We start from the raw sequence: 18,959 nt of genomic DNA, 5'->3' as shown, positions 1-18,959 counted from the left end.
AGGTGAGATCACGCTGGAGCATCTGTCCGGCGAAGTCCGCAGTGCGGAGTTGCTGCCAGACGGCAGCATCGGCGGTTCCAAGCTGGAAGACGATGCGGTAGCAGGCCGTCATATCGGTGCAGGCGAGATCACGCTGGAGCATCTGGCTGCAGAAGTCCGGAGTGCGGAGCTGCTGCCTGACGGCAGTGTCAGCGGCAATAAGCTGGCTGACGGCAGCATTGGTTCGCATAAACTGGCGGCCGGCAGTGTATACGGAGGCCACCTGACACCTGAAGCGGTAGACAGCCGCCATATCCGCAGCGGAAGCATTACACTGAAGCATCTGGCTGAGGGGACACTGACGCCTGATCTGCTGCCTGACGGCAGCATCAGTGCAGCGAAGCTGGCCGAAGGCTCAATCGGCTCCTTCCAGCTGGCTCCAGGCAGCATCTATGGCGGCCACCTGGCTTCAGAAGCAGTGGATAGCCGGCACATCAAGAGCGGCAGCATCGCACTGAAGCATCTGGCCGAGGAAGTGCAGACAGCAGATCTGCTGCCAGACGGCAGTATCGGCGCGGCAAAGCTTGCTGAAGGCTCGGTGGGTTCCTTCCAGCTGGCTCCGGGCAGCGTATACGGAGGCCATCTTGCTTCTGAAGCGGTAGACAGCCGCCATATCCGCATCGGCAGCATCACAGCCGAACACCTGGCAGAAGGGACACTGAACAACGACGTGCTGTCTGCCGGCAGCATTGACGCTGAGAAGCTGGCAGACGGAGCCGTGCATTCACACCATCTGCAGCCGGAAAGTGTGTACGGCGAGCATTTGGCCGATGGCATTCTGGAGGAGCGGCACCTGCTGCCGGAAACGATCAAGCTGGCGCATCTGGCGGAAGAAGTCCGTTCGGCTGACCTGCTGCCGGATGGCAGCATCACCGGCATCAAGCTGGCCTCCGGCAGTATCGGTGAGGAGCATCTGGCTGAGCAGGCCGTTGGTAGTTCCGCCATTGCAGATGAAGCGGTGGACGCAGCTAAGCTGGCCCCCTTTGCCGTTCAATCCCGGCACCTTGAGGAAGAAAGTGTGCAGAGCCACCACATTGCAGCCGGTGCCGTTACCGGTGACCATCTGGCTCAAGGTGCAGTCTCTGCGGAGCACCTGTCCTTCAGTCCGGTGCAGAGCGCAGGAAACCGGCAGGTTTTGCAACAGTTTGGCATGACGGCGTTCATGTTCAACGGCAATGCGGAGAGCGTGGAAGTCACAGTAACCTTTGATGAGGGCTTCGGCCATACCGGTTATGTGTTCGTGGCTATGACCAACCAGCCGTATTTCCTTGCTACACTGAAGAGCAGAAGCGCCGGTGAAGCGGTTGTGCACATTCACAGGCTGCGTGAAACTCCGCATTTCTATGGCGTGTTATCCTGGATTGCCCTCGGCACCCCGCTGGTCAAACCGCAGGTCGAGCACCGGGCGTTTGACTGAGCGCTGCACAATAGTCTGGGGGCTATAGCCTGAAGGCTGTTGTGGAATTTGTTTCTATTGATCAGGCGCAGCCGTAAGGCTGCGCTTTTTGCTGCTGGCATGAGCGAGGAGGGGCGATGAAAGCAGCAAAGTGCTGGCTGTTTCAAAGATGGCATGAGCAGATGGGATGAGAGACGGAAGTGTAACAGATTTCGGCTTCCGGCAATGGTTGGGTGAGCGGGCTAAAGCTTAGGTGCAGCAGACTTAGGTGGAGTGGCTCGCTTGCCTCGGCCCGCGTGCCCGCAGTCGAAATAAAGAGTGGTTTTGGCTATGTAAAAGTAACATTGTTAGTAACGGAGGTAGTTTAACAGGTTTAGTAACTGAGTTAGTAAAACAAGTGTTTGCGGTGCAGCGGAGAAGCCGGCAAAGAGTACATATTAGTTGATTATTTCGAAAAGTAACGCTTGGGCTGCCGAGGGAGTTTCTGTAATTGTGGCAGCAGTGTCCGAACCGCGGCATCTGTCCGATTTTCTGTACAAAGGGAGACATCTGCCGTTGCAGGAGACGGCAGTTTACATAGACTGTGGTGTAACCCTCAGCCCGGGAGTATGCCCTCCGAAGGAAGGTGGATGAGCTTGAAACAGCGTAAACGAACATCTGCCCGCCGCTCGGGGCGGCGGGCTTCCCAAGCAGTGCGGAGAAACCTCCGGCCGCAGCAGCAGCCGGCAGAAGCCCTGCCTGCAGTGAACCACCCCGAGCCCGTTGTGTCGGTAATAATCCCCGCTATGAATGAGGCGCGGACGATCGCTGCAGTCATTGCCGGAGCAAGAGGCGTTCATCCGCGCTGTGAGGTTATTGTGATAGTCAATGGTTCAGCCGACAATACAGCCGAAATTGCGCACCGCATGGGAGCGAAGGTGATTACGTTTCCCCAGCCGCTCGGACATGATGTTGGGCGGAGTGTCGGAGCGGAGGCAGCCAGGGGAGACATCCTGCTGTTTACTGACGGAGATCTGGTCATTTCCGCCGCAGAGCTGCGTCCGTTCGTGGAAGCAGTCGGCAGCGGTGCTGATGTAGCGCTGAATGATTATTCCGGTCCGGTCCGCGGCCGGATAGCGCATCCGGTGATACTCTCCAAGTATACACTCAACGTTATGCTTGGCCGGCCGGACCTGAACGGATATTCGCTTACAGCGGTGCCCCATGCGCTCAGCCGGAAGGCGCTGACAGCACTCGGCAGCGCTATCCTGTCCAGGCCGCCGCTTGCACATGCCCGTGCAGTGCTGGATGGACTAAAGGTGAAGGCCGTGCATAAAGTGCCGGTCGGCCGGATGAATGCGGTACGCCGCAAGGAGGACGGCAGAGACCTTTTGCAGGAGGTCATTCTTAGTGACCATCTGGAGGCAATGGGCCTGCTTCTGGAGCGCAGAGGCGAAAGGGCAGGTTACAGCGATGCAGGCCGGCGAAGGGAGATGGTGAGATGAACACAGCAAAATCGAATAAACAGGGCATATCCACCCGCCCGTCATCAGCTGATCTGCAAGTCTCCGCCGTCCGGTCTGCATCCCGGGCCGCCGGTGGCCGCCGCTCTGCAAACGCAGCGCCGCGTACTGCTGCCGGCCGTCCCGCCTCCGGGGCTGCGCGGAAACCCCGCCGCACAACCGCAGCCAAGCGCCTGGCGGCCGGCGCGAAGCAGACACAGAAGCTCCCCCGCAAGCTGGGGGGGAAGCTGTCTGTCATTATCTCGGCAAGGAATGAGGCGAAGACCTTGCCGCTGCTGCTGAAGCAGGTGCAGCGGCTGGCACCTGCCGAGATTATCGTCGTGCTCAACGGCTGCACGGACAACAGCTTTCAGCTGGCCCGGCTGTGCAGGCAGGCAACGGTCGTGCATGTGCCAGAGCCGGCCGGCCATGATGTGGGCCGTTCGCTTGGCGCCAAGCTCAGCAGAGGCGATATCCTGCTGTTCCTGGACGGCGATATGGTTATTACGGCGCCGCAGCTGGCCGGTTTTGCCGCAGCGGTAGACGGCGGGGTTGATGTGGCGCTGAATGATCTGGACGGCCTGCTGCCGCCTTTTGGACTCAGTGATCATGTTACCCGCAGCAAGCTGTATCTCAACATGGTGCTCGGCCGGAGTGATCTCGGAGCCAGCTCGATGACCGCAGTACCCCATGCCCTCTCCCGGCGTGCACTGGAAGCGATCGGGTACCGGGAGCTAATGGTGCCGCCCAAAGCGCAGGCACTCTCGCTGCTGAAGCAGCTGCGGGTGGAGAAGGCAGGCACAGTCAATGTATTCAAGCAAAACCGTCTGCGGCAGGACAACACAGGCGCCGGCAACAGGGTGGAGCAGCTGATTATTGGTGATCATGCGGAAGCGCTCAAGGCGGTTCTCATGCTGAGCCGAGCAAATACCGGCGCCGGCAGCCTGCAGGAGCAGCGCAGCCAGCTGGCTGCCTGGAGGAACGCCCTATGATCAAGACCAGTATCATTATTCCAACCTATAACGGGCAGAAGCTGCTTGAGGCCTGTGTCGAATCGATCAGGCGTTATACAGACTCTCCTTATGAAATTATCGTGGTCGATAATGCATCTAATGACGGTACGGCCGCCTATTGCCGCAGCAACAAGCTGACGGTGATCTCCCTTCCGGAGAACCGCGGTTTTCCGGCCGCCTGCAACCTGGGACTGCAGCTGGCTTCGGGGGATGAGCTGCTGCTGCTGAACAATGATGTTATTGTCTCGCATAACTGGCTGGCCAACCTGAAGGCGGCTCTGTACAGTGCAGCGGACATCGGCATTGTCGGGCCGGTGACGAATTACGCCAGCGGCCGGCAGCAGGTAAGAACGTCTTACACCGATATACCGGGCTTTCACAGTGAGGCTGAGACGGCTAACGTCCCGGATCCCCTGAAATGGAAGGAGACGGTGCGGCTGGTAGGCTTATGCTTTTTGCTCAAAAGAGCGGTACTCGACCGTGTCGGCCTGCTGGATGAGCGGTATTCACCGGGACATTACGAGGACGATGATTATTGCTACCGTGCCCGGCTGAAGGGCTTCCGGCTGCTGATCGGCGGGGATTGCCTGGTGCATCATGAAGGAAGCGCGAGCTTCAAGCAGGTGTATTCTGCGGAGCTTCAGGAATTAGTGGAGCGTAACCGCAGGCTTTTTATAGAGAAATGGCATTTGGATCCGGCACAATTCATCTGATCTGCCAGCCCAAAGGCTTAGGACACAGATAAAAAGGAGGAAAGTAAGTGAAAGGAGTCATACTGGCGGGCGGAAAGGGAACAAGGCTACATCCGCTGACCCGGCTGATGAACAAACATTTGCTTCCGGTCGGCAAATATCCTATGGTGTGTTACGGTATTGACCGGCTGCGCCGGGGCGGGATAACCGATATTCTCCTGATCATCAGCAAGCAGTCTGCGGGGCAGTATACGGATTTCCTGGGCAGCGGTGCAGAATTCGGCGTGAACTTGACCTACAAAATCCAGGAGGCTGCAGGAGGCATCGCAGAAGCGCTGGAGCTGGCGGAAGGGTTCATTCTCCCCGGCGAACGGTTTGTCGTGCTGCTCGGCGACAATCTTTTTATGGAGGATCTGACGCCTTATATGGAGAAATACGCAGAGCAGCCGCCAGGGACGGCCAAGGTGCTGCTGAAGCCGGTAGAGGATGCCCGCAGGTACGGGGTTCCTGTATTTGACGACAAGGATGCGTCCCTGATCGCTTATATTGAAGAAAAGCCGGAGCAGCCGAAGACGAATTTTTGCGTGACCGGTATTTATATGTACGATGAGGCAGTATTTGGCATTATTAAGCGGATTGCCCCTTCAGGGCGCGGCGAGCTGGAGATTACCGACGTGAATAACATTTATGCCGGGGAGGGTAAACTCAGCTACGATGTGCTCAAGGAATGGTGGAGCGACGCGGGAACGTTCCAGTCTCTGCAGGAGGCCGGGGAAAAGCTGAAGAACACGCTGCCTTAGGCTATTCTTTGAGAAAAACGATCGGAATTTGCAAGAGACATTCTTCTCACTTGGGAAGGGTGTCTCTTTTTACAATAGACGTATTGTAAGGTTTGCTTTACTGGAGTGATAGTACCCAAGTATCCAGATTTTAGATATACTGTACATGCGGATCATTGGTCCTGCGTCTTTTGAACTACATACTTAGAGTGCTGAAAGGGGCGTACATATGTTTAACAAGGATTTGCGCGAAACGGCCATCCGTAATATGAAGGCAGAACAATCCAGATATGAATCGGAAAATAAGCAGCTTGTGGGAGATGCAGAGCAGCTGCTGGGCAAGCGCAGATTGCTCAAGTCCGCAGTTGATGAATCCTGGGAGTTTATAAATAGTATGCGCAATAAGCCGACGGCTCTGGATACCGAGCTCAAGATCATAAAGATTGAGTCCAAGAAATTCTCCGGTTTACTGGATACGCTTGAAAAGGAGATCAGCAAGGCTAATTTCACCTCCGGCGGGACAGCGGCAACAGGTGTGGCAGCTGGTATCGGTGTAGCTGCTTTTGGGCCGACCGCTGCGCTGGCTATTGCTACAACATTTGGCACGGCTTCGACTGGCACAGCTATCGCTACACTGAGCGGTGCAGCAGCGACGAATGCGGCCCTTGCCTGGCTGGGGGGCGGGGCACTGGTTGCCGGCGGCGGAGGAACTGCTGCAGGTACCGCGCTGCTGGGGCTTGCGGGTCCGGTCGGCTGGGCGATAGGCGGAGGCGCACTTGTGACCGCCGGTTTGCTGAAAAGCGGCAAAAACAAGAAAATCGCCGAACAGGCCAGCACGGAGGCTGCAAAGATCCGTAAGCACGTAAAGGCCGTAGAGGCCGCCCGTAAAGAGATCCAGGAGATAACTTCGCTGAGTACTGCGGCATCGGACGGGCTGCGCAGTATGCTTCTGCAGTGCCGTACATTGACTACGGACTATACCCAGCTTACACCGGAAGCCAAGCAGCGGCTGGGAGCGCTTGTCAATAATACCAAAGCCGGGGCGCAGCTGTTGAACCGGGCCGTTGGAGCAAACGCATAACAATGGGAGCGGCGGGTGTAAAGGGGGATGGCCATGTCCGGAAATGTTCTGGAAATGACTTCATTACTAGAGGTAGAGCTTAAGGAAATTACTTTAAGCAAACAGACTCTGGAGATTAATCATGTATTGGAGCTTCTGGCAAAGTATAAGGAAACAACGCTGAATACGCTAATCAGCCAGTTTGGGCTCGGGCCTCTCTTTGACAGCTACAGGAACGGCGGGAATGTAACGACCCTTCATAATGCGGGGAAGGGAATCTTTGCGGATGAGGCCACCTCAGAGCGGTACACGGAAGCTTTTGACCGAAAGAATTACGAAAAGGATTTCCCGAAGAAGCGGAAGCTTAAATTTAAGACCAGCAGCCAGATTACGGATGACTATACCGGAAAAATACTTAAGAAAGACGGGACAACCCATCTGGACCACATCGTATCTGCCAAGGCGGTTCACGACAATAATGAGGCGCGCCTGTATATGTCTGCTGAACGGCGTAATGAAATGGCGACCTCCGATAAGAATCTGGCCTGGACAGACTCCAGCTTGAATCAGTCGAAAAGCGATAAGGATCTGGAGCAGTGGATGGCCCGGAAGAACAGACGGAATCCTGGAGAGACCAACGCCCAGCATTATGAAATCAATCAGGAGGAGGCTGCCCGGAAGAATAAGGAGGCAAAGCAGCATGTCCAGTCCACAGTGCGGCGGGCCAGAAACAAATATTATGTATCCGGGGTGCTGTCAAGCGGTGTGGATCAGGGCTTGCGGATGGGGAAGAAGCAGGCACTCGGGATGTTTCTTTATGAGCTGCAGGCGGCGCTGATCCCGGAAATAACCGGATATTTCAGACAGTTTAAGAGCTATGGGACGTTATCAAGAAGGATAGAAGAGTTCAGCAATCTCTGCATGCGGCTGCAGGCAAGGATGGCGGCAAAGGCAACGGATATCGCCAGAGCTTTTGGCGAAGGATTGGCCGGCGGCTTCACCGCGAACCTGATAACGATCCTGATTAATACGTTCGCAACCACCTCCAGGAACATGGCCCGGATGCTGAATGACAGCATACATGCCCTGATCAGAGCCTTCAAACTACTGATCAATCCTCCGCACGGAATGGGGCAGAGCCAGGCGCTGCTGGAAGCTTCCAAAATATTGACTGCAGCTGTAACAGCTTCAGCCGGAGTCATATTGACCGAAAGCTTTGCCGCCTATCTCAAAACAACCCCGGCTGCTCCTTTTGCCGATCTGGTTGCCGGTGTGCTTGGCGGGATTCTGACTGGAATTGCCTCCGTAACGCTCGTATATATGATCGACAATTTCGTTGCAGTCATGAAAAGCGTAGGAGCGGCCTTTAGCCTGATCAAATATCAGCTGACAGTCAGCAGGGATGACATCCGCCGGATCTATCTGGATGCGGCCTCGTCAATTGATGCCGAATATCAGCTGATTCTGGGACGGATCTACCTGGAATATGAAGGTCTGAACAAGCTGACAAGCCTCGCATATGATTGCGGCAGACTGGCGGGACTGCAGCTTAAGGCCAGCCAGGAGCTGGCCAGGGCGAACGGAGTACAGGAAAGCGAAATCCTTACGGGACTGGATGAGATTGACGATTTTTTTATGAATGGAATGTGATTGCCATTAAACCTGACTTTCGTTCATTCGGAAGTCAGGTTTTTTATCCGGCCGGCCAACCCTCCACCAGATCAGCTCATCGGTCTCACGGTAGGGTTCAGCACCCAGATGCTGCAGCAGCCTGTGGGAGGCGGTATTGTCCGGCTCTGTATCAGCAATGACCCACTGTGCTTCCGGGTGGCTGAAAATCCACTCATTAAGACACCGTACCGCCTCCGTTCCATACCCCTTGCCCCAATGCTGCTCGTCAATGATATAGCCGATTATTACCTCGCCCTGTCCGTTCGGCCGGCCTTTCAGAATCAGGAAGCCGATGATCTGCTGCTCCTCCCGGTGAATGACAGCCCAGCACGTATACCACAAATAATGCTCTGCGTTCTGCAGCACCTTGGAATGGCGTACCTTGAGCGCATACAGCATTTCATCGTCCAGAACGGCCGGGGCCAGCCTGAAGCCAAGAGCCTGCTCCATTGAGGCGGCGGGGCAGCTGAGGGTGCTGACAGACAGCTCTGCGGCGGTCATGGCCTGTAAATCCAGGCGGTTACTTGTAATTTTCATAGCGCTCCCCCAATCCATTGATATATGCCAGCATTCAGCATATGCCCGGACATCCCGTCTGTCAATATCCTCCAAATGTTCATAGGTTCCGTTCCCCGGCATTCCAGGTTCCTCCGCACCGACAGGGCTTTAGCCGCATATGCTGTAGCAGGGCGTTTGAGCAAAGGAGACATGAAGGTGCGGAATAAAATAACCAAAGTGCTGCAGCACATGGCCCATACGCACGAACAGATGGCGCGGATTCTTGACGCCGAACGCCACGTTGCCGTCCGTATGTCGCAAATAGTCCATGATCTGCCGGATGCGGAGCCTGATTTCGGCGGGTTCAGCGGACTGGTCGAAAGCCACGGCCAGGTCAACAAAAATATCATCGCTTATTTGAACGCACTTGCTGATCTGGAAGAGGCGATGGCCGAAGGGGTAGGCCGTGTAATCAAGGAACTGGGCGGCCAGGAAGAAGAGTAGCGCTTAAAGAGCAGGAGGCGGAACATGAGCAGGGAAAAAGCTTATCTGCAAATGCTGGAGTCGACCGCTACTATCCAGTGGAACATCGCGATGATTCTCGAGGCCAAAGCGGTAGAGGCGGAAAAGGTAAAGCAGTGGACACATCATCATATCCATGCGAGATCCTTCGACAACCATGAAGAGCAGCTGAAGGAAACCCTCTCGATCCACGAGGTGATTGTGGAGATGGTGGAGGGGCTGACCAAGCTGGAAAACGGGCTGTACAGCAACCTGAAGGCGGTGCTGGGCAGCGGTGAGGATGAAGGCGGGGAAGGCTTCGGCGGCATGTCCGGTGACGGCTTCGACTTCGGGGACGACAGCAAATGAGCGGCGGGCTTCTCTCCGAACACGCCGTCAAGCTGGAGATGATCCGCTCCATTGCCCGCAGCCAGGCCGCACTGGCTGCGATTCTGGAGAGTATCGCCGAAATTACGGGGCAATCGGAGCTGACGGCCCGCAAGCTGAGTGACAATATCAGAATCCTAAGCCAATATCAAAGCGCCATGTGCCGGATGATGTCCGGTATTTCGCTGCATCAGCCCAAGCAGGGGAAGCCTGCGGCACCATGGCTTAACAAGCATGCGCAAGGGACGCCGCGAAGAGCACATGGAGTACAGGAGGAGTAGAAGGATGAAGAGAAAGAAAGCAATCAAGCGTTCAGGCCGCGCAGCCAAGAGACGCACCCTGCTGGTGACGCGCAAGGCGAAGATCCGCAGAGGAGCCGGCCGCAAACTCCGCAAGCTGCGCTCAGGCAAGACCAAGAGAGGACTGCTGCTGCGCAAGAAAAGAAGACTCCGCCGCCGGATTGCGGCCCGGAGAGTCCAGGTGGTTGTTCAGCCTCCGGTACAGGTAACACCGGCTGCCCCGCTGGTTGTTCCGCTCCCCCCGGACCTGGGCGTCCCTCCGGAAACCCCGCCGGGAGACGCCTATCAGCAGGGCTACACCGAAGCATACAACGTGGGGTTCGACGCCGGTTTCGCCAAGGGCTTCGAGGACGGGCATAAGCTGGAGCTTGGCTGAACAAACATGGGCTTGCCCGGATCGTGCGGGCAGGCCCTGCTGCGCTGTAAAGACCGGAAGCCGGCCTATTGAATTTGTCCCCTGGTGTGATAAACTTCACTAATGAGTTATCATAGACAGGTTCAACTCAAATCATCAGGCAGGAAGCAGGGATACCATGGGCAGTAATGAAATCCGTAAAGCGCGGACAGAGGAAATCGGAGAGATTATGGAACTGATCGCCAGATGTGTACAGGTGATGCAGGCGGGAGGCAGCGATCAGTGGGATGACAGCTATCCTAACCGTGAGATCATTACACAGGATATCGAACACGGGACTCTCTACGCTTACATAGATAATGGCGCTGTTGCCGGGATCCTTGTGCTGGACGAGCATCAGAATGAGCTGTACCAGAGCATCAAGTGGTCACAGAAGCAGGGCAAGGCGCTGATCATGCACCGGCTGGCTGTTCATCCGGAGGCTCAGGGCAAGGGCATTGCCCGGAAGCTGATCGCATACGCCGAGCGATATGCCCGGGAGGCAGGGTACAGCAGCATCCGGCTGGACACTTATACGAAGAACACTCCTGCGCTTGCTTTGTATCCGGGGCTTGGATATGAACGCAGAGGCGAGATTTTTTTCCCGGGGCGTACCGCGAGCTTTCCGGTATTTGAAAAAGTACTGGATAGCGGCAAGGAGTAATCCGGCTGCACGAGGCTTGAGACACATGCGAATGTGTTATGTAAAATAACATGATGTCATTATTTTTATTGAGATGAATGTGTTTTTCGCCGTTATTTCTATTTTATATGTTAATTTAGTTGACATTAACTTTGTCCTTCGTTTATTATGGGGTTATTCAAAACCAATTGAATAATCCTTTTTTTCGTATATCCTTAATAATTGGTTTAAGGGTCTCTACCGGGAACCGTAAATTTCTGGCTACGAAAATATGCTGCGGCATATTTTTGTGGCCTTTTTGTGTTATCTGGCTGTACAGACTGAGTGAGCAATCTGTGAATTGAACGAGGGGGAAACGGGACATGGCCAACATACTGATCAAAAACGCGGAGATTATTACAATGAACAAGCAGGAAGAAATCTTCCATGGGGATATCCGGATCAAAGACAATCTGATAGTTGAAATCGGCAGCGGGCTTACGGCGCAGGGGGATGAGCGGGTTATTGATGCAACCAACCGCACGGTAATTCCCGGCTTCGTGCAGACGCATATTCATCTCTGCCAGACGCTGTTCCGCGGCAAAGGCGATGATCTGGAGCTGATGGACTGGCTGCGCAAACGGATCTGGCCGCTGGAAGCCGCCCATGATGAGGAATCGCTGTATTATTCCGCCATGCTCGGGATCGGGGAGCTGATCTCCAGCGGCACGACGACGATTGTCGATATGGAGACGGTCAACCATACGGATTTTGCGTTTCAGGCGATTGCCAAAAGCGGCATCCGTGCCCTCTCCGGCAAGGTGATGATGGATCAGAAGGGCGGCGACGTCCCGGCAGCACTGCAGGAGGAAACGGCGGCTTCGCTGCAGGAGAGTGTGGATCTGCTGGAAAAATGGAACGGCTACGGCAACGGGCGGATCCAGTACGCTTTTTCACCGAGATTCGTGATCTCCTGTACAGAGCCGCTGCTTAAGGAAGTGCGGGACCTGTCGGCCCGTTATAATGTGAAGGTGCACACCCACGCCTCAGAGAATCAGGGTGAGATCGAAATCGTCCAGGCGATGACCGGCATGCGCAATGTCGTGTACCTCGATCACCTGGGGCTGGCGAACGAACGCCTGATTCTGGCCCACTGCGTCTGGCTGGATGCCGAGGAGAAACGGATTCTGCGCGACCGCGGGGTGCATGTCAGCCATTGTCCGGGCTCCAACCTGAAGCTGGCTTCCGGTATTGCTGATACGCCGGGGATGCTGCACGATCACATCCACCTCAGTCTGGGTGCCGACGGCGCGCCGTGCAACAACAATCTCGACATGTTCAACGAAATGCGGCTGGCCGCAGTCATCCAGAAGCCTCACCACGGCCCGACCACAATGGACGCACGCAGCGTCTTCCGCATGGCCACCATCGGCGGCGCCAAGGCAGTCGGCATGGAAGACCAGATCGGCAGCATCGAGGTAGGCAAAAAAGCCGACCTGGCGATCCTCAACCTCTACAACTTCCACACCTTCCCGTCCTATGACGTCGATCCGATCTCCCGGATTGTCTACTCCGCCACCCGCGCCGATGTCGAGACGACCATTGTCGACGGCGAGATCCTGATGGATAAAGGACTGCTGAAGACGGTAGATAAGGACATTGTGCTGCAGGAAGCGAACCGGTCGATTAAAAGATTGCTGGTGCATACGCAGGTTAGCTGACCGGCATATGATCGTCACATTCGACAAAATACCACCGTTTCGCAAGCTGGATTTTTGACATATGATTGATTTGTGTGAAGGCTGCCCACGGTTGTGGGCTGTTTTTATGTGCTAGAAATGAATCTTTTTTATTATTCGATAGGTGGCATAGAACGCATGGGGAGAAAACATGTTATTACAGGTTTTTTCGTTTTTGTATTACTAACAATTGCTGTTTTAACCGGCTGGGGGAATGTTCACTCAAACAAACACTCGCTCAATATTTCTGAACTGATTGCAAAAGAAAATATCAACGATATCAGCTTGACCATTTATTATTTAAATCCGCTTACTCTCACTCGTTATCCTTTGAGTGCTGAAGATTTGATTAGCTTTACCGATGTACACAAGATTGTTATTAACGGAAATGACTTGAAAAAACATTTTGAATTATTCAAACGGATAAACGATGGTGTTTTGATGCCGGTTAAGAAGAAATCACGTGTAGATGCCCGAATATATTACGTGCTTGAAAGCAAGACGAACGGCAAGTTATTTGATGTTACAATGTGGGGCAAAGAGAACAGCATGTTTGTCAATGGCCTTGAGGTTAAGGGGAACGAAATTTTTTACGATGTCATAAGGCCATTTTTGCCCGAAGATGCAGTCTAGTAATTGGGGGATTATGTAGTTTGAAATGGCCGGAGTTAATAATTCTACGGGTATTAGACACGGGAGGCGCGGAAACTGAGATTTTCAAAAAGAAAAAAGCTATTTCTTGTTGCTATTGCTCTTTTACTTATTGCGGCCTTAGGCTTCACTTTAAATTCACCAACCAAACACGAGACTAAGTATAGCACAGACATTGAACCTATTAGTAATCGGTTTCCGAATCTGAAAAACATTCAAAGAGTCTATTGGAGCGGCAAAATAATTAGCGATGGTTTTGGACCCACTTCATATTGGATGAGAGGATACATATTTGTGGATCATGCTTCGATACTGGAGATAAAAGATGCTTATACTTGGGAAACTGTAAGTTTAAAGCCTAGATTAGAGTATGACTTTAAGGATGAAACTCAAAAATGGAGTTATAGCAGTGAATTTGATTACTATATCAAGGCTTCAAATTATGTTGGTAAAGTTTATCTTGACTTAAATAGTGACACACTTTATTTCGAAATAGAACAGTAGGGTATAGAGTGAAACAACCGCATGTGATGAACTCCATGTGGTTTTTTGGATGTCTGGGGGATGAAGATGATAACTTTATTTAGAATAATGGGAGTAATCACTATAACTGCTCTGCTACTATCCGGCTGCTCTAGTGTAAAGTCTAATAGCATAAATGCTGCGGATCAAGTAACCTCCGAATTGCCAAATAACAACGATGAGTTAAATTGGAAATGGGTTGTGGAGCCGGGTACATATGAAGATTTGTCTTTTGTCGATGAGGATTGGATTGCGGTTAAGGGCAGCAACGGGAAATATAAGGTGATAGACACAAATGGAGAAACGGTTTTGCCGGATGAATACGATAGTATTGGCGGGTTTTATGACGGTGTTGCCGCGGCAAGCATTGACGGGGAGACTTCATACATTGATAAAAAGGGAAGAAGCATCACAAAAGAGAGGTATGAGAGTGCAGGCGGGTTTAATGATGCTGCAGGATTAGTTCAACTAGATAATAAGTGGGGATACATCGATGGTTCAGGCGAGCTGATTATACAACCTCAATTCGAGGAGGCGAGATCCTTCACTGGAAACCGCGCAGCTGTAAAGCAGGCGGACAAATGGGGATTTATAGATGAATCTGACCTAATGGTCGTGCAACCTCAATATGATCAGGTGGAAGATTTTCATGAAGGATACGCGGCAGTCAGGAAAAACAATAAATGGGGATTCATCGATACCGATGTGCAGGTGAGTGTTGATATAAAGTATGATGACGCCGGGAATTTTAGTGAAGGCAAGGCCGCTGTCAAAGTGTCGGATTACACGGAGGATGGGGATGCCTGGGCGTACATAGATTATGATGGGAACATAGCTATTGATTTTTATCCTTACAATGCTACGGAAGGCCGGATGATTGAGGTTGGAGAGTTTAAGGATGGGCTCGCTTTCGTCTCAAAAGACTTATACTGCATTATCGATAGCGAAGGAAATAATGTTTTCTTGGGTGACTCTAAATTTTTCATTAGTGCTTTTTCTTATGATAAGGAGTTGAATGTGATCCCCGGCTATATTTTTACAGATGAAAGTATGAAGGTTCGCAAATATGGCTTGATGGGATTACATGGAGAGCAGCGGCTTGCGCCGAGCTTTGACTTTTTGGGGGAGATGAACGTTCCCTATGCTATGGTCATTAATGTAGAGAATGGTGTAGATAGGAAAGGGATTATAAAAATTTATACTGGAGATGAGGAGATGTGAAACCACGTTTAATCATTTTAATACCAATTTTATTAATATTAATTTCTTGCAGTGCAAAAGCTGAGCTGAATGCTCATAAAATAAAAAATAGTAGTGAATTAAGTACTGGAGCAGGTTATGAAGTTGAAAGCAGCAACTATTCTAAAAACGAGATTAACATAACATATCCAAAACTAGTTCATCTGGATAATGATACATACAGAGATGAAATAAATGAACTGATTCAGGAAGATGCAATAAAAATAATCGAATTCTATTCACTAGAGGAAGGTAATCTGGATATAGATTATCGAGTTACGTTCAAAAATAATGATTTTCTTAGTTTTCAATATTTGGGTTCGTTTTTTTCAAAAGGAGCAGCTCACCCGTTAAATATATTTTATACCTCAAATATTGATTTGAAAAAAGCAGTAAAGGTTAAATTGAGTGATTTGCTGGAGATGAATGAATCATTTGTAGAAAAATTTAAAAGAGATAACTATAAAAGCTTTGATGACAATTTAGATTTGCTGGAGGAAGGAGTTATGGAGGAGCTCTGGAGTGTGTATAGTGATGAGGATTTGCTTAATTACTTTCATCAAGCAGATGAGACGGGGCGGATCAATGAATCAGGCACATTTAGCTATCTCACCGAAGATTCAATCGGAGTAAGTATTTCCATTCCTCACGCGCTGGGTGATCATTTAGAGATGGAAATAAGTTTTGCGGATTTAGGAGGGTATATAAAGAAAGATAGTTTATTGAACTTTTAGCGTATTAATAAAGGCGGTGAAAGGATTGGGAGCCGAAAGCTTTTATATTAAATTATTTGTTTCAGATGCTGAAGGCATCAATAACTCCATACCTCATTTTCTAAGCAAGCTTGCTGACCTGAAAATAAAATGTAAATCCAGAGGAACAAACGAATTTGAATTGGACAATTCTCTGATCATGACGCTTCATTTAATTAATGATGGAATTTCCGAAATATCAATTGAGGGCTGCTTTTCTTGGTTCCACGAATGTGTGTGTGAAGTCTATAAGATATCTCAAATCATTCATAATCAGATTTTTCACCTGAAGTTAATTAATAGCAATGGGGAGAAGATCCCCTTTCAAAATCAGACCGACTTCTGTAATGCTATTCAGGAAACTTATCTTGAGAAGTACAATGATTTTATGATGAGGTTTGGTATAACTAATGTTAAATGTTTGCCGAGAGACGAATTTTATAAATATATTAATAAAAGGAGGAGAATATAGCCGTGTTGAGATCTTTTGATGACAGCAGAGTTTTCAAGCTTTGGTACTATCACATTAGTCACGGGGAATTATTAATAAGAAGCATTAAAAACGCTGATCACGCCAGGAATATTGATATTATTTTTATAGATGTTACATATATAGATTTACCGCGTAACCTTACTAATTTAAGGATCGAAGAGGCTGAAGAAGATGACGTTCTATACATCAAGGAAAAAACCGGTAAAGATGTAGAGCGTGAAAAAATCGTTGTTTTATCATCAAATGATAAGCGTTATTTTGTAGTGGCGTTTAGAGTGAAGGTGGATGAGAATGATATGGATATGTTTGAACTGCCTTTTAGCCAACAATATTAAAGTTATTGTGTATTTCAAAGATCTTGGGGAGATTCATCTTCAAGGTCTTTTTTATGTTTGACACCCCTCCTTATATAGTGTATATATTACATATATACAATAAACACATTTCACCGAAGGATGATGGTGCCGCAGCATGAACATTTTGATATCAAGTACATCAGGAGAGCCGATCTATGCCCAGATTGTGACGCAGGTCCGGCAGCTGATTCTGCAGGGGGAGCTTGGAGCGGGGACGCCTCTGCCGTCCATCCGCCAGCTGGCCAAGGAGCTGCAGATCAGTGTGATTACGACCAAACGGGCTTATGAAGAGCTGGAGCGGGAGGGTCTGATCAACTCGATCGTCGGGAAGGGCTCTTTTGTATCCGGGGCGGATCAGGAATTCATTAAAGAGCAGCGGCTGCGGATACTGGAGATGAAGCTGAAGGAAGTCAGTGAGGAGAGCAGGCAGCTGGGGCTGTCTTACGCGGAACTGGCAGAGATGCTGAAACTTATCTACGAGGAGGAGCAGGAATGAGCGATTGTATCAGGCTGGAGCATGTACATAAAAGCTACGGTTCTTTTGCGGTACAGGACATTTCGCTGGGTATTAAGGAAGGATACATTACCGGATTGATTGGCCCCAACGGTGCAGGTAAAACCACACTGATCCAAATGATTATGGGCATGGTCCGCCCGGACCGGGGGGACATTCAGTTGTTCGGCGGGCAGAATAAAGAGCAGGAGTCCGCGGTTAAGGAACGGATCGGGTATGTGTCGGACGAGAATATTTATTACGAGCAGCTTACGGTCAAGCAGATGAAAAAGGTGATCGCCCCCTTCTACAGCCGCTGGGATGAAGATACATATGTGAAGTACCAGGAGCTGTTCAGGCTGTCTCCGGGCAAGAAGATCAAGGATCTGTCCAAGGGGATGAAAATCAAATTTTCGCTCGCCATTGCTCTATCCCACGGCGCTGATCTGCTCATTATGGACGAACCTACGTCAGGGCTTGATCCGGTGTTCCGGCGGGAGCTGCTTGATCTGTTAACCGAGCACATCCAGGACGAGAAAAAATCCATTCTGTTCTCCACCCATAACACAACGGACCTCGACCGGATTGCCGATTATATTGTGTTTGTGAATGACGGGCGGGTTGTGTTCAGTGAGATGAAGGAGGCGCTGGCGGAGAAATATCTGCTTGTCAAAGGCGGCAAAGAGCTGCTCGACCGCGACACCCGTCGTCTGTTCGTGGGAATCCGCGAGAGCGCACACGGCTTTGAAGGGCTGATGGGCAACCGTGCGGAGGGCGAGCGTTACTTTAAGGATACGGCTATCTGCGAGACGCCAACGCTGGAGGAAATTATGTATTTTTCGGTAAAAGGGAGCGATCTGCGTGTATAATTCCTTTCATCTCATCCGCAAAGACTTCATTATTGTGCAAAAGTTCATTCTGCTGCTGATTCCTTACTATTTGGTCATGGGCTTTACGAACTTTGATAACTACACGGTGTTCGCCCTGCTTCCGGCCATGCTGCTGTTGATCAATTCCTGCACAATGGATGTGCAGCATAACAATCAGAAGTTCCTGGTCAGTCTGCCTGTACCGAGACAGCAGATTGTGATGGCCAAATATTTGGCCATTCTTCCTTACTCGATTCTCAGCTATGCCTGCACTGTACTGCTGTATCTGGTCGCCTTCTCGGCCGGCCGGACTACTGATCCGCTTGCCTGGAGAGAGCTGCTGCTCTGCATTGCCGGTTTTCCGCTCCTGGCGTCCTTCTATCTTCCGCTTCATTACTGGCTGGGCCGCAAAGGAACCCAGGTGGTCAATATGGTGTTCATCATGCTGATTATGCTTAATTTCGCTGCGGTAAAACAGCTGATGGAATGGTTTCCCGGACTGGCAGGCTGGGTGAGTAACGGGACTACAGACAGCCCGCTGGTGCCGGTTATTGCCGGCCTTGGCTATGTACTGATTCTATTCTGCTCTTATCTGATCTCGCTGCGGGTATTTACTGCCAAGGATATTTAGTGTAAAAAAGCCCGCATTACTTGCAAAAGTAGTGCTATATAAATAATGAGAAGACCTCCGGGAATCCGGGGGTCTTTTTGGCTTCGGTAAATATAACTAGAATGGCTAAACTCGCTGAAACTCTCCTCCGCAAAGCCTGCCTCCCCCTCCGCCGGACACAATAGCTGCACTTTGTACAATTAAAACCGGCAGGAATTTGTCCCTTCGCCATATAACTGTAGTTTGTGCAGCTAATTCTGCCCGAATCGGCCAAAAGAGCGTTTTTCGCCTGTTTTAGTTGCACGGAAGAGACAATTTCATAATCCAAAACCCTTGCTGCGCTTGGATTTTTTGAGCATAGAAAAAGGAGTACCTCCCCAAATTCTCGAAGTTATAGGCGACC

Annotated in this window: 23 protein-coding genes and 1 riboswitch; of the genes, 22 read left to right on the top strand and 1 reads right to left on the bottom strand. The window is 51.0% G+C overall.

Features of this window, described 5'->3' with window-relative positions; all coding sequences use genetic code 11:
* The 7 genes from BLR64_RS20850 to BLR64_RS20820 all read left to right on the top strand — a co-directional run.
* A partial coding sequence (locus BLR64_RS20850) for a WIAG-tail domain (protein WP_167360746.1) occupies window positions 1–1,456 on the top strand: 1,456 nt, incomplete at its 5' end.
* Between the two features lie 608 nt (window positions 1,457–2,064).
* Window positions 2,065–2,919: a glycosyltransferase family 2 protein gene (locus BLR64_RS20845; protein WP_090717091.1), complete on the top strand. Its 855-nt coding sequence runs from the start codon at window positions 2,065–2,067 to the stop codon at window positions 2,917–2,919.
* Window positions 2,916–3,908 (top strand): glycosyltransferase family 2 protein, encoded by a 993-nt coding sequence (locus BLR64_RS20840; RefSeq protein WP_090717089.1) that lies wholly within the window; start codon window positions 2,916–2,918, stop codon window positions 3,906–3,908. Before BLR64_RS20845 ends, BLR64_RS20840 begins: the two co-directional genes overlap by 4 nt.
* On the top strand, window positions 3,905–4,642 hold the full coding sequence (locus BLR64_RS20835) for a glycosyltransferase family 2 protein (protein ID WP_090717088.1): 738 nt from the start codon (window positions 3,905–3,907) through the stop codon (window positions 4,640–4,642). The genes BLR64_RS20840 and BLR64_RS20835 overlap by 4 nt, the downstream gene beginning before the upstream one ends.
* A gap of 47 nt (window positions 4,643–4,689) precedes the next feature.
* Window positions 4,690–5,421 carry a sugar phosphate nucleotidyltransferase gene (locus tag BLR64_RS20830; protein ID WP_090717086.1) on the top strand — a complete coding sequence of 244 codons (732 nt, stop codon included), beginning with the start codon at window positions 4,690–4,692 and terminating at the stop codon, window positions 5,419–5,421.
* A 208-nt stretch (window positions 5,422–5,629) separates the two neighbouring features.
* Window positions 5,630–6,481, top strand: a complete 852-nt coding sequence (locus BLR64_RS20825) for a DNA polymerase III subunit gamma/tau (protein ID WP_090717085.1) — start codon at window positions 5,630–5,632, stop codon at window positions 6,479–6,481.
* A 33-nt stretch (window positions 6,482–6,514) separates the two neighbouring features.
* Entirely contained in the window at window positions 6,515–8,110 is a 1,596-nt protein-coding gene (locus tag BLR64_RS20820) for a hypothetical protein (protein WP_090717083.1), read from the top strand.
* Between the two features lie 6 nt (window positions 8,111–8,116).
* Here the strand turns inward: BLR64_RS20820 and BLR64_RS20815 are convergent, their stop codons facing one another.
* Window positions 8,117–8,668, bottom strand: coding sequence for a GNAT family N-acetyltransferase (locus BLR64_RS20815; RefSeq protein WP_244157796.1), 552 nt, complete (start codon window positions 8,666–8,668; stop codon window positions 8,117–8,119).
* A 177-nt stretch (window positions 8,669–8,845) separates the two neighbouring features.
* On the opposite strand from BLR64_RS20815, the gene BLR64_RS20810 reads away from it, so the two are divergent.
* The 15 genes from BLR64_RS20810 (at window position 8,846) to BLR64_RS20740 (ending at window position 18,577) form a co-directional block, all read left to right on the top strand.
* A complete protein-coding gene (locus BLR64_RS20810; protein ID WP_090717080.1) occupies window positions 8,846–9,133 on the top strand; it encodes a nucleoside-diphosphate sugar epimerase in 288 nt (95 codons plus the stop codon).
* Between the two features lie 24 nt (window positions 9,134–9,157).
* Complete coding sequence (locus BLR64_RS20805; protein ID WP_068721995.1) at window positions 9,158–9,499, top strand: alpha-helical endospore appendage domain-containing protein; 342 nt, start codon at window positions 9,158–9,160, stop codon at window positions 9,497–9,499.
* Complete coding sequence (locus BLR64_RS20800; protein WP_244157795.1) at window positions 9,496–9,798, top strand: hypothetical protein; 303 nt, start codon at window positions 9,496–9,498, stop codon at window positions 9,796–9,798. Before BLR64_RS20805 ends, BLR64_RS20800 begins: the two co-directional genes overlap by 4 nt.
* A 4-nt stretch (window positions 9,799–9,802) precedes the next feature.
* Window positions 9,803–10,192 (top strand): hypothetical protein, encoded by a 390-nt coding sequence (locus BLR64_RS20795; protein WP_039876756.1) that lies wholly within the window; start codon window positions 9,803–9,805, stop codon window positions 10,190–10,192.
* Window positions 10,193–10,349: 157 nt separating this feature from the next.
* A complete protein-coding gene (locus BLR64_RS20790; RefSeq protein WP_090717079.1) occupies window positions 10,350–10,874 on the top strand; it encodes a GNAT family N-acetyltransferase in 525 nt (174 codons plus the stop codon).
* A gap of 164 nt (window positions 10,875–11,038) precedes the next feature.
* Window positions 11,039–11,137, top strand: a riboswitch (purine riboswitch).
* A gap of 78 nt (window positions 11,138–11,215) precedes the next feature.
* On the top strand, window positions 11,216–12,553 hold the full coding sequence (locus BLR64_RS20785) for a 5'-deoxyadenosine deaminase (RefSeq protein ID WP_090717077.1): 1,338 nt from the start codon (window positions 11,216–11,218) through the stop codon (window positions 12,551–12,553).
* A 156-nt stretch (window positions 12,554–12,709) separates the two neighbouring features.
* Entirely contained in the window at window positions 12,710–13,204 is a 495-nt protein-coding gene (locus BLR64_RS20780; protein ID WP_090717076.1) for a hypothetical protein, read from the top strand.
* Between the two features lie 312 nt (window positions 13,205–13,516).
* Window positions 13,517–13,726, top strand: a complete 210-nt coding sequence (locus tag BLR64_RS20775) for a hypothetical protein (RefSeq protein ID WP_090717073.1) — start codon at window positions 13,517–13,519, stop codon at window positions 13,724–13,726.
* Between the two features lie 60 nt (window positions 13,727–13,786).
* Window positions 13,787–14,965, top strand: a complete 1,179-nt coding sequence (locus tag BLR64_RS20770) for a WG repeat-containing protein (RefSeq protein WP_090717072.1) — start codon at window positions 13,787–13,789, stop codon at window positions 14,963–14,965.
* Window positions 14,962–15,717 (top strand): polysaccharide deacetylase family protein, encoded by a 756-nt coding sequence (locus tag BLR64_RS20765; protein WP_090717070.1) that lies wholly within the window; start codon window positions 14,962–14,964, stop codon window positions 15,715–15,717. Before BLR64_RS20770 ends, BLR64_RS20765 begins: the two co-directional genes overlap by 4 nt.
* A 25-nt stretch (window positions 15,718–15,742) precedes the next feature.
* Window positions 15,743–16,207, top strand: coding sequence for a hypothetical protein (locus BLR64_RS20760; RefSeq protein ID WP_090717068.1), 465 nt, complete (start codon window positions 15,743–15,745; stop codon window positions 16,205–16,207).
* A 2-nt stretch (window positions 16,208–16,209) separates the two neighbouring features.
* Window positions 16,210–16,563 (top strand): hypothetical protein, encoded by a 354-nt coding sequence (locus BLR64_RS20755; RefSeq protein ID WP_090717067.1) that lies wholly within the window; start codon window positions 16,210–16,212, stop codon window positions 16,561–16,563.
* Window positions 16,564–16,699: 136 nt separating this feature from the next.
* Entirely contained in the window at window positions 16,700–17,080 is a 381-nt protein-coding gene (locus tag BLR64_RS20750) for a GntR family transcriptional regulator (RefSeq protein ID WP_090717065.1), read from the top strand.
* Entirely contained in the window at window positions 17,077–17,946 is an 870-nt protein-coding gene (locus tag BLR64_RS20745; RefSeq protein WP_090717063.1) for an ABC transporter ATP-binding protein, read from the top strand. Before BLR64_RS20750 ends, BLR64_RS20745 begins: the two co-directional genes overlap by 4 nt.
* Window positions 17,939–18,577 carry an ABC-2 transporter permease gene (locus BLR64_RS20740; RefSeq protein WP_167360745.1) on the top strand — a complete coding sequence of 213 codons (639 nt, stop codon included), beginning with the start codon at window positions 17,939–17,941 and terminating at the stop codon, window positions 18,575–18,577. The genes BLR64_RS20745 and BLR64_RS20740 overlap by 8 nt, the downstream gene beginning before the upstream one ends.
* Window positions 18,578–18,959 lie beyond the last annotated feature (382 nt).

This window comes from Paenibacillus typhae, assembly GCF_900099765.1.
Lineage (GTDB): Bacteria > Bacillota > Bacilli > Paenibacillales > Paenibacillaceae > Paenibacillus_AQ > Paenibacillus_AQ typhae.
The sequence above is the reverse complement of the archived record's forward strand: the minus strand, read 5'-3'. Positions and strand labels throughout refer to the sequence as shown.

Coding starts and splice junctions, on each gene's coding strand:
- BLR64_RS20790 (WP_090717079.1), top strand. CDS start 10,350: ATGGGCAGTAATGAAATCCGTAAAGCGCGGACAGAGGAAATCGGAGAG.
- BLR64_RS20805 (WP_068721995.1), top strand. CDS start 9,158: ATGAGCAGGGAAAAAGCTTATCTGCAAATGCTGGAGTCGACCGCTACT.
- BLR64_RS20825 (WP_090717085.1), top strand. CDS start 5,630: ATGTTTAACAAGGATTTGCGCGAAACGGCCATCCGTAATATGAAGGCA.
- BLR64_RS20840 (WP_090717089.1), top strand. CDS start 2,916: ATGAACACAGCAAAATCGAATAAACAGGGCATATCCACCCGCCCGTCA.
- BLR64_RS20785 (WP_090717077.1), top strand. CDS start 11,216: ATGGCCAACATACTGATCAAAAACGCGGAGATTATTACAATGAACAAG.
- BLR64_RS20750 (WP_090717065.1), top strand. CDS start 16,700: ATGAACATTTTGATATCAAGTACATCAGGAGAGCCGATCTATGCCCAG.
- BLR64_RS20820 (WP_090717083.1), top strand. CDS start 6,515: ATGTCCGGAAATGTTCTGGAAATGACTTCATTACTAGAGGTAGAGCTT.
- BLR64_RS20800 (WP_244157795.1), top strand. CDS start 9,496: ATGAGCGGCGGGCTTCTCTCCGAACACGCCGTCAAGCTGGAGATGATC.
- BLR64_RS20815 (WP_244157796.1), bottom strand. CDS start 8,668: ATGAAAATTACAAGTAACCGCCTGGATTTACAGGCCATGACCGCCGCA.
- BLR64_RS20770 (WP_090717072.1), top strand. CDS start 13,787: ATGAAGATGATAACTTTATTTAGAATAATGGGAGTAATCACTATAACT.
- BLR64_RS20845 (WP_090717091.1), top strand. CDS start 2,065: ATGAGCTTGAAACAGCGTAAACGAACATCTGCCCGCCGCTCGGGGCGG.
- BLR64_RS20795 (WP_039876756.1), top strand. CDS start 9,803: ATGAAGAGAAAGAAAGCAATCAAGCGTTCAGGCCGCGCAGCCAAGAGA.
- BLR64_RS20745 (WP_090717063.1), top strand. CDS start 17,077: ATGAGCGATTGTATCAGGCTGGAGCATGTACATAAAAGCTACGGTTCT.
- BLR64_RS20780 (WP_090717076.1), top strand. CDS start 12,710: ATGGGGAGAAAACATGTTATTACAGGTTTTTTCGTTTTTGTATTACTA.
- BLR64_RS20835 (WP_090717088.1), top strand. CDS start 3,905: ATGATCAAGACCAGTATCATTATTCCAACCTATAACGGGCAGAAGCTG.